Source organism: Streptomyces sp. NPDC007162, assembly GCF_040634175.1.
Lineage (GTDB): Bacteria > Actinomycetota > Actinomycetes > Streptomycetales > Streptomycetaceae > Streptomyces.
The window spans coordinates 1-9,711 of record NZ_JBEYFC010000359.1 but is presented as its reverse complement, the minus strand read 5'-3'; the positions used below and the strand labels follow the sequence as shown (position 1 = coordinate 9,711).

Here is a 9,711-nt window from a genome sequence, read left to right as displayed (position 1 = left end):
GGGGCGAGGACACCCCTGAGCCCGCTCCCGACACCTCACCCCGGACGACTACGGAACCCGCCCCCCACGCGGGATGGCCTGGACGTCACGCTGCTGGAGGCCGCCGACGAGGTCGGCGGCGGCACGCGCAGCCACGAGGCGATCCTGCCCGGCCTGCTGCACGACCACTGTTCGGCCATCCACCCCATGGCCGTCACCTCGCCCGCGCTCCGGGCCCTCGGCCTCGAACGCCACGGGCTGCGCTGGCGGCTGCCGGAGATCGACTGTGTGCACCCGCTGGACGACGGGACTGCCGGGGCCCTGCTGCGCTCCGTCACGGAGACCGCCGCTGGGCTCGGCCAGGACGGCCGCCGCTACCGGGCCCTGGTGGAGCCCTTGGTGCGGCGCTGGGACGCCCTCGCGCACGACGTGATGGGTCCGCTGCTGCGGATCCCGGCGCACCCGCTGCTGCTCGCCCGGTTCGGCCTCCCGGCCGTGCTGCCTCCCGCGGTCCTCGCGCGCCTCTTCCGGACCCCGCAGGCCCAGGCCCTGTGGGCCGGGGTGGCGGCGCACGCGTTCCGGCCGTTCTGGGACCCGCTCGTCTCGGCGATCGGGCTCGGCATCCTCACCTCCGGCCACGCCGCCGGGTGGGCCGTCGCCGAGGGCGGCTCGCAGTCCATCGCCCGCAGCATGGCCGCGGCTCTCCTCGCGGCCGGCGGCACGATCGAGACCGGCGTGCGGATCACCGCCCGGCGGCAGATCCCGCCCGCTGACGTGACTCTGCTCGACCTCGACCCCGGCCAGGTCGCCGCCCTCTACGGCGACAGGCTGCCCGCCCGCGTGACGGGCGCGTACCGGCGCTTCCGCCGCGGCCCTGGCGCCTTCAAGGTGGACCTGGCCGTCGAGGGCGGCGTGCCCTGGAGGGACGAGCGGGCACGACGGGCCGGGACCGTGCACCTCGGCGGTCAGCTCGCCGAAGTGGCCCTGACGGAACGGGACGTGACGCAGGGCCGGATGCCCGAGCGGCCCTTCGTCCTGGTCGGCCAGCAGTACCTTGCCGACCCCTCCCGGTCGGTGGGCGACGTCCACCCCGTCTGGACGTACGCCCACGTTCCGCACGGTTACGACGGGGACGCCACGGAGGCGATCCTCCGGCAGCTCGAACGCTTCGCCCCCGGCGCACGCGAACGAATCGTGGGCCGACACGTCACCCGCCCCGCCGACTTCGCCGCGGCCAACCCCAACTTCACCGGCGGCGACATCCTCACCGGAGCGAAGACAGTCTCCCAGCTCCTCCTGGGCGCCCGCCCGGCGCTGGACCCCTACGCCACTGGCCTGCCCGGAGTGTTCCTGTGCTCAGCGGCCACCCCACCCGGCCCTGGGGTGCACGGCATGTGCGGCGCCGGGGCGGCGGCATCAGCACTGCGCCACCTGGGGGGCCGCCCGACCTGGCAGGCTCAGGAGCGCTCCCAGGACTCGCGCACGTAGAGGCGCTCCTCGCTCGTGCAGCCCAGGCCATTGGAGCCCTGCTCGGACCCAAGGTTCCAGCCCACGGCGCCGTTGACCTTGCGGACGAGCTCGATCAGACGGTTGCTCTCCGTCCACGTGCGGTAGGTGACCCGGCCCGCGACGAGCTATGCCCCCGCCCTCCCAACGAACTGAACATCTGCCGCTCGACCTCACAAGGTGAGCCGTCATCTGATGCCGGCCCACCCGGACAGCCCGTGGCCGACCCGGTCCACTCCAGCCCGAGGCCGGCCAGTTACCCGAGCATGTCCACCGTGACCCTCCCACACCGCGCGTATTCGTCAGGAGCACTCCCAGTGATACCTCGGGGCCGCCGCAGGCTCCGTCGGGCTCTCACCGCAGACCTGCCAGGACGCCACGGACAGATCTCGGCCGGACCGCCCTGCAACCCGCCACCTCCGAGAGCCCTCGCAACGTGACCGGCAGGCGCCGAGGTTCGGGAGCCTCTTGCAGCCGCTTGTACCTTCGGAGTTGGGTTCACGGTCGGATCGCCGGCGGGGGGACCGTTGGTGACCTCCGCGAAGGTGTCCTGGGATTTCGCGCGAAGGTGTCCGGCCCCTCCCCAAAGACGGCTTCCACCACAGCCACAGGCCAGAGTGCGTTCTGGGCAGCCGCTTTCGTACAAGACGCCGAGTAGGACTCCGTCAGGTCTGTCTCGGCCCTGGTGCCGTATATGTCCAGCTGGGCAGGGGCTGTTGGCAGGTGGTGCAGATACCCGCGCCCGCCGATCTCACCGACCAGGGCGACCTGTTGTCATCCCGTCATCGGGCATCGGCCGGTGGTTTCGGCGGCCGCCACACCACGAAGATGCGCCGGAGCTGCTGTCCCGAGCGGCAGGAGTACGCTGACAACGTCGAGGGCACGTCGTACGCCGGTGTCCGGACCGGTCTCGTCCTCGTCGCGGCCCCAGGAGCGGGCACGCGACTGCACCTCACCATGGATGACTCGCGCGCCGTCGGTCCGCCCGGCCTTTGGCTCGACTCCACCGAGCGCCCGCCTATGGCACCCACCAGGGCGAGACCGCCTGACGGCCCGCCGCCCACTCTCCACGTCCTGGTCAGTCCAAGCCCACGTAGCTCCTGTTTCCACCGTCCGCGCGACTCGCATCCGCTCTCTGCGATGCCGTTACGCACCCACCGTCCAAGAGGCGCAGCCCAAGACCCCGGCCGCACCGTCGTCACTGAGGTCAAGGACCGCGCATGTCTCTCCCTATCCTCCGCTCCCCGTCCGGCGTCCCGCCGGAAGGCGCCCCGCCGTCCCGGAGTACGACGGAAGGGCACCCTTCCCGCGCGAGCGAACGGCTGCCGAGCGCACGGGCAGCGAGCGGCTGTACCTGGCGATCACGGCGTTGATCGTCTTCCTCCCGTTCCTGGCACTCGGTCTGGCCGTCTGGCTGCTGTGGGGGCGCCTGATCCATCCCGTCGATGTCCTGCTCGCGGCGGTGCTCTACACCGTCACGGGCCTCGGCGTCACGGTCGGCTTCCACCGTGGTCTGACCCACGGCAGCTACCGGGCCGTACGGCCGCTGCGCACCGCGCTCGCGGTGGCCGGGTCCATGAGCTTCCAGGGGGACGTGATCGGCTGGGTCGCCATCCATCGCCGCCATCACGCCTTCACCGACCGGCCAGGCGATCCTCACTCTCCGTATCGCTACGGCACGTCTGTCTGCGGCCAGTTGCGGGGACTGGTGGATGCCCACGTCGGCTGGTTGTTCCGCAACGACCCCACGTCCGCGACGCGTTATGCTCCCGATCTGCTGGCCGACCGTGACATCCGGGCCGTGTCCAGGGCCTTCCCGGCCCTGTGTGTGCTCACCCTCGCCCTGCCCTTCGCCGTGGGGTGGCTGATCGGCGGCAGTTGGGTGTCCGCCCTGACCGCCCTTCTGTGGGCGGGACTTGTCCGCATCGCCCTGCTCCACCACGTCACGTGGAGCGTGAACTCCCTCTGCCATGTGATCGGTCAGCGCCCGTTCCATACCCGTCGCCACGACCGCGCCACCAACCTGTGGCCCCTGGCCCTGCTCTCGTTCGGCGAGAGCTGGCACAACCTGCACCACGCCGACCCCACCTGCGCCCGGCACGGCGTCGACCGCGGCCAGCTCGACCCGTCCGCCGCCGTGATCCTCCTCTTCGAACGCCTCGGCTGGGCCAGGGACGTGCGCTGGCCCACCCCGGACCGTATCGCCGCCCGCCGCGCATGAACCCGAGCGACCGCATCCCCTTCAGGAGTTCCCATGACACATGCCCCACCGCCCCCACTCTCATCGCCGTCCGCCGCCGTCCGCCTGCGCCTGGTGTCCCAGCCGGCACAGGGCCACGTGGCCCAGCGCATCGACGGCGCCTGGTGGCCCCGCTCGCCCGATCTGGCGACCGAACTGCCCAGGCTGCTGGCCGGACTGCCGCACGCCTGGGGACAGGTCACCAGCGTCCTCGTGGACGAGGCCGTATGGTCCCCGTTCCCGAACCGGCTGCTCGTCGCCAACCAGGTCGTACGCCTGCGCCGGACGACCACCCAGCACTCCCCGTCCACCGTCTGCCTGCTGGCGCCCGGCCGCGGCCGGTGGGACCTGATGGTGGTGCCGCCCGCCGCCACGGGCGCGGAGGCCGGGCGGCTGATGGGAAGTATGGCCACCGCTTTGGATGTCAGTGTGGGGTGGAGAGTCGCAGTCCGTTGACGGCGGCCGTCGGACCACCCCCGGGTCCGCGGCACCCCGGGTGCGGGCCTGGGGGGTGTTTTGTCACCGGACCCGGCTGGGCGGGCTCCACGTGCCCGGTCCTGGGCCGCCCGCGCTGCCCGGACGGGAGTCCGCTCGGACCGTCGGAGGAGTAAGCTGGTGTTACCGAGGGTATTTCGTGCACCGGCTTCCATGCCGTTGTCGCTTTCGGCGATTTGACCACGCCGGGCCGGTTCCGATCGGCCAGGAGCAGGGTTCGCGTCATGACTGCGACCGATTACCCCACGCCGATCCTCGGAATGATGCGCTCCTCGAGGCCACTCCGGATCCCTTCCGCTCCCCTCGGTTCCTCGCCGACGGCCGTGCTCGATCCGCTGTCGGGGCGGATCACCAGGGGCCTGACGGACCAGCCGTACTGGTCGGCCTCCCCGGGTGCGACGTCCTTGGGCGGGCAGGTGCAGCCGACGCCCGTCTCGGCCCTCTGGCTGATGGCCGCCGGCAGAGACTGCCTGCGCACCTCGCAAGTGGGCCGGCTGATGATGGAGGCGGCGCGCCTGCGCACAGTATCGGAGGCCGACCCGGCGGGGCAGACGGCCTGGGGACTCCGAAGAAGACCACGAAGTCCGCGATCCGGCAGGGCGCCCGCAGATCCCGGCCGTATACGTTCCGCCGACGGCGCGGTGAGAGCGGTGGGAACCGTGGTGGCCCCCCCGGCCGCAGCCGGCCGAGGAAGGGCCGACGCACCCGTAGGTGAGGGAAAGGAGTCGCCATGAACACCGGCAGACTCCTTGTGGACACCAGCGGCGAGCCGGTGCTTCCCGGCACCCCGGTCCTGCGGAGGGCCGATCGGACCGACGCACTTCAGAGTTCTTCCGGCTGAGCCGGGCCGACACAACAGAGCCTCAAAAGCAGCCCGAGACCCCGGCCGCACCGCAGACGACAGGCCGGGGTCCTCCCGCGCCGTGTGCTCCCCGGACCGCTCGGGACCGGGACCGTCATCGACGTAAGGAAAGTGAGAACCATGGGTGTTCTGATCACCGTGCTGGCGGTGTGCGCCGTGGCGGGGCTGGTCCTGCTCGCCCTGAGCGTGCGCAACGTCCAGCAGTACGAGAAGGGCGTGGTGTTCCGCTTCGGACGGCTGCTGCCGGACATCCGCGGGCCGGGCCTGCGGGTCATCCGGCCGATCGGGGACCGGATGCGGAAGGTGTCCGTCCAGACCGAGGTCCTCGGCATCCCGCCGCAAGGATCCATCACCGCCGACAACGTGACGCTCACCGTCGACGCGGTCGTCTACTTCAAGGTCATCGACCCCGTCAAGGCCCTGGTGAACGTGCGCAACTATCCTGCCGCCGTCTCCCAGATCGCGCAGACGTCGCTCCGCTCGGTCATCGGAAGGGCCGACCTGGACACGCTGCTCTCCGACCGCGACCACATCAACGCGGAACTCAAGAAGGTGATGGACGCCCCCACCGAGGAGCCCTGGGGACTGCGCATCGAACGCGTCGAGATCAAGGACATAGCCCTTCCGGAGTCGATGATGCGCTCGATGTCGAAGCAGGCCGAGGCCGAGCGGGAACGCCGCGCGCGGGTCATCGCGGCCGACGGAGAGTTCCAGGCGTCCCAGCGGCTGACCGACGCCGCCGCGACGATGGCCGACACCCCCGGAGCACTCCAACTGCGGCTGCTGCAGACCGTGGTGGACGTCTCGGCCGAGAAGAACAGCACCCTCGTGATGCCGTTCCCCGTGGAGATGCTCCGCTTCTTCGACCACCAGAGCAGGGAAACCGACGGCGAGTCCGCCGGACGGCTCGTGCACCGGACCGCCAGGCGCCCCGCGCTGTCCACCAGTGCCGTGATCCCCGAGCCCGCCACCGCCACACCGGCCCTCACACCGTCGGTCTCCCTGCCCGGAGAGCGGGCCGGCAGCCGCGCGGAGGTGGCTCGGGAGCGGCGGGACAACTGGCCGACGTGCCGGGACGCCGAGGAATCCCTGAGCGGTTGACCGTTCCCGGCCGCCCGGGGTGACGTGATCGTCTCGGTGCAAGGTGGTGCAGCTGCTGGCCCCGGTGACAGCGTGTCACCGGGGTCGCAGCGGTCCCGGGTGGCTGAAGCGGCCGGCCCGCCGTTGGATGCGATGCCGGAGGGTGCGGTGGCGGACCGGTGGAAGCGCGGCCCGCGCGTCGGCCCGAGTGTAGAAGACATGCTTGGCGCCCTCGATCAGTACCAGGTAGACCACGACCATCAGGGCCAGAGCGAGGACGAGTCCGAGCGGCAGGGACCGGAAGCCGAGTGGTCCCGCGAGCGGGGACATCGGCAGCGCGACACCGACGGCGACGACACCCAGGGCGCTGACCAGCAGGGGGCGGCTGGGCCGGCTGCGGTAGAACGGCACCCGGCGCGTGCGGATGGCGAAGACGACCAGTGCCTGCGTGGCGAGGGATTCCACGAACCAACCGGAGCGGAACAGGTCGGCGCCGGCGTGAAAGACTTCGATCATGACCGCGAAGGTGAGGAAGTCGAAGAGGGAGCTGACGGGCCCGAAGAAGAGCATGAAGCGACGGATGAAGGCGATGTCCCAGTGCGAGGGCGCCCGCAGCTGCTCCGAGTCGACGTGGTCGGTGGGGATGGTCAACTGCCCTGCGTCGTAAAGGAGGTTGTTGAGCAGGATCTGCGAGGGCAGCATCGGCAGGAACGGCAGCACCAGGGAGGCTCCGGCCGCGCTGAACATGTTGCCGAAGTTGCTGGAGGTGCCCATCAGGACGTACTTGATGGTGTTGGCGAAGATCCGGCGGCCCTCGGTGACGCCGTCGGCGAGGACGCCGAGGTCCTTCTCCAGGAGGAGGACGTCGGCCGCGTCCTTGGCCACGTCGGTCGCGGTGTCCACGGACAGTCCCACGTCGGCGGCGTGCAGGGCCAGCGCGTCGTTCACGCCGTCGCCCAGGAACCCGATGTCCCGGCCTCGGCGCCGCAGCGCCCGTACGACTCGGGCCTTGTCCTGGGGCGAGACGCGGGCGAAGACGGTGGTGGTCTCGGCCGCACGGGTCAGCTCCTCGTCGTCCAGCTGACCGATGTCCTGGCCGGTGAGGGCGCGGCCGGGCGGCAGGCCGAGGTCGGCGCAGACCTTCTGGGCGACGAGCGCGTTGTCGCCGGTACAGATCTTGACGGTGATGCCGAGGTCGGCGAGGCGGCGCAGTGAGGCGGCGGCGCCGGTCTTGGGCGGATCGAGGAAGACCAGGAAGCCGGCCAGACGCAGCCGGTACTCGTCGGCGGCGGTGAGGGATGTCTGCCCGTCCGTGTCCCGGGTGGCCACGGCGACCACCCGGCTGCCCGCCGCGAAGTGCTCTTGGAGCACTGCCGCGGCCGCCTCCGGTACGTCACCGCAGCGGGCCAGGACCGCCTCGGGCGCGCCCTTGGCGACGAGCAGGCGGCTGCCGTCCGGACGCTCGACGAGGGCGGAGCCCAGCTGCCGATCGTGGTCGAAGGGCAGCAGCGCGAGCCGGTGGTGTCCGGCCGGGGGTGTGTCCGTGGCCTGCCACAGCGCGACGTCCAGCGCGTTCCCGCCCACCTGGTCGAGGTCGCCCTCGGTGGCCAGCAGGCCCAGCTTCAGCACCGTGTCGGAGGGTGTGCCGGCCGGGTCGAGGGCCGCCTCGAAACGGATGCGGCCCTCGGTGAGCGTGCCGGTCTTGTCGGTGACCAGGACGTCCATGTCGCCCAGGTCCTCGATGCACACCAGCCGTTTGACGAGGACCTTGCGCCGCGCCAGCTGTCGTGAGCCGGTGGCCAGGCTCGTGCTCACCACGGCGGGCAGCAGCTGCGGGGTGATGCCCACCGCGATGGCCAGCGAGAAGAGCAGAGCGTCGAGCAGCGGGCGGTGGAGCAGGAGGTTGATGACGAAGATCCCGGTGGTGAGGGCGGCGGCGACTTTGAGGAGCAGCATGGAGAAGCGGCGCAGCCCCGCCTGGAAGTCGGTCTCCGGCTGCCGTTCTCCCAGCCCCAGCGCGATCCGCCCGAACTCGGCACGGCCCCCGGTGGCTACGACCACTGCGGTGGCGCTGCCCCCGTGCACCACGGTCCCCATCAGCGCGCAGGAGGTCAGCTCGGCCAGTGCCGCCCCCGCGGCGACCGGCTCCGGGTCCTTGTCGGCGGGGGCGGACTCCCCGGTGAGGACGCTCTCGTCGCAGGCGAACGCGGTGCATTCCAGCAGGCGCAGGTCCGCGGGCACCACCTGCCCCAGGGTCAGACGTACGACATCGCCCGGCACCAGCTCGGTCACGTCGACCTCGCCGGCCGCGCCGTCCCGGACCACGACGGCCGTGTGCCGCACCCGCGAGTGCAGGGCCTGTGCCGCCTTCTCCGCCCGGTACTCGTTGAGGAATCCCAGTGTCACGCTCAGCACCAGAATCCCCCCGATGATGATCGCGCCGGTCCGCTCGCCGAAGAAGTACGAGACCCCGGCTGTCACCGCCAGCAGGATCAGCAGGGCGCTGCGCAGCTGCCGCCCGAGGACCGCCAGGACGCGGACGTGGTGCGTGCGTACGGCGTTCGGCCCGAAGGCCGCCAGCCGCTCGGCCGCCTCGCCCGTCTCGCCCCCCGACAGGCCGTCGGGGCTGCTCGCGAGCGCGGCCAGCACGGCCTTCGCGTCCTGGGCGGCGGCATCCCCCACCCGCAGCTCTGCCGTACGGGTGGTCACTGACTCCGTGGTCACTGACTCCAGGTCCATTCGGCGACCTCGGGCAGGTCCGCCCCATGGGCGCGGATCCAGTCGTGATGGCGGTAGCGGACGTCGGCCATCCGCTGCCGCAGCGCCGCCGCGCGGACCGCGAGACCGGGCACCCGGTCGATGACGTCCATGACCAGCCGGTACCGGTCGAGGTCGTTGCGTACGACCATGTCGAACGGGGTCGTGGTGGTGCCCTCCTCCTTGTAGCCGCGTACGTGCAGGTGCGGGTGGTTGGCGCGGCGGTAGGCGAGCCGGTGGATGAGCCACGGATAGCCGTGGTAGGCGAAGAGGACGGGTTTGTCGGGGGTGAACAGCGCGTCGTACTCGCTGTCGGGCATGCCGTGCGGGTGTTCCTCCGCGGGCAGCAGCCGGGCGATGTCGACGACGTTGACCACCCGTACCGCGAGCTCGGGCAGGTGGTGACGGAGCAGCGAGGCCGCGGCGAGTACTTCGAGGGTGGGTACGTCGCCCGCGCAGGCGAGCACCACGTCGGGCTCGCCGCGCTCGGACTCGGTGCCGGCCCAGGCCCAGATGCCGGCGCCGCGGGCGCAGTGCTCGCGGGCGGCGTCGAGGTCGAGCCAGTCGAAGCAGGGCTGCTTGCCCGCGACGACGACGTTGACGTAGTCGCGGCTGCGCAGCACGTGATCCGCCACGCACAGCAGGGTGTTGGCGTCCGGCGGATAGTAGACCCGCACGACCTCCGGCGACTTGTTCAGTAGGTGTTCTGTCCACGGAGGTTGTGGACAGTGATGCAGGTCTCGACTGGCCGATCTTGAAATGGGTGAGGGCCTTCTGGCCTGGTGTGGATTGC

Annotated in this window: 7 protein-coding genes; 4 read left to right on the top strand and 3 right to left on the bottom strand. The window is 71.4% G+C overall.

Annotated elements, in window-relative coordinates:
- The first annotated feature begins 15 nt into the window (after positions 1–15).
- From ABZ646_RS32130 to ABZ646_RS32120, 3 genes are all read left to right on the top strand, one after another.
- Positions 16–1,467: an NAD(P)/FAD-dependent oxidoreductase gene (locus tag ABZ646_RS32130; protein ID WP_360526647.1), complete on the top strand. Its 1,452-nt coding sequence runs from the start codon at positions 16–18 to the stop codon at positions 1,465–1,467.
- 1,378 nt (positions 1,468–2,845) lie between these two features.
- Positions 2,846–3,706, top strand: coding sequence for an acyl-CoA desaturase (locus ABZ646_RS32125; protein WP_358980228.1), 861 nt, complete (start codon positions 2,846–2,848; stop codon positions 3,704–3,706).
- A gap of 33 nt (positions 3,707–3,739) precedes the next feature.
- The gene (locus tag ABZ646_RS32120; RefSeq protein WP_360526640.1) at positions 3,740–4,180 is read left to right on the top strand and encodes a DUF5994 family protein; all 441 of its coding nucleotides are present in this window, start codon (positions 3,740–3,742) and stop codon (positions 4,178–4,180) included.
- Between the two features lie 277 nt (positions 4,181–4,457).
- Here ABZ646_RS32120 and ABZ646_RS32115 read toward each other — a convergent pair whose 3' ends face one another.
- The gene (locus ABZ646_RS32115; protein ID WP_360526637.1) at positions 4,458–4,697 is read right to left on the bottom strand and encodes a hypothetical protein; all 240 of its coding nucleotides are present in this window, start codon (positions 4,695–4,697) and stop codon (positions 4,458–4,460) included.
- 504 nt (positions 4,698–5,201) lie between these two features.
- Between ABZ646_RS32115 and ABZ646_RS32110 the strand changes: the two genes are divergently transcribed.
- Positions 5,202–6,182 carry a slipin family protein gene (locus ABZ646_RS32110; protein WP_360526634.1) on the top strand — a complete coding sequence of 327 codons (981 nt, stop codon included), beginning with the start codon at positions 5,202–5,204 and terminating at the stop codon, positions 6,180–6,182.
- A gap of 75 nt (positions 6,183–6,257) precedes the next feature.
- On the opposite strand, the gene mgtA is transcribed toward ABZ646_RS32110, so the two are convergent.
- Together mgtA and ABZ646_RS32100 are read right to left on the bottom strand one after the other, a co-directional pair.
- Positions 6,258–8,885 carry a magnesium-translocating P-type ATPase gene (gene mgtA, locus ABZ646_RS32105; protein WP_360526631.1) on the bottom strand — a complete coding sequence of 876 codons (2,628 nt, stop codon included), beginning with the start codon at positions 8,883–8,885 and terminating at the stop codon, positions 6,258–6,260.
- On the bottom strand, positions 8,882–9,679 hold the full coding sequence (locus ABZ646_RS32100) for a hypothetical protein (RefSeq protein ID WP_360526643.1): 798 nt from the start codon (positions 9,677–9,679) through the stop codon (positions 8,882–8,884). Before ABZ646_RS32100 ends, mgtA begins: the two co-directional genes overlap by 4 nt.
- Positions 9,680–9,711 lie beyond the last annotated feature (32 nt).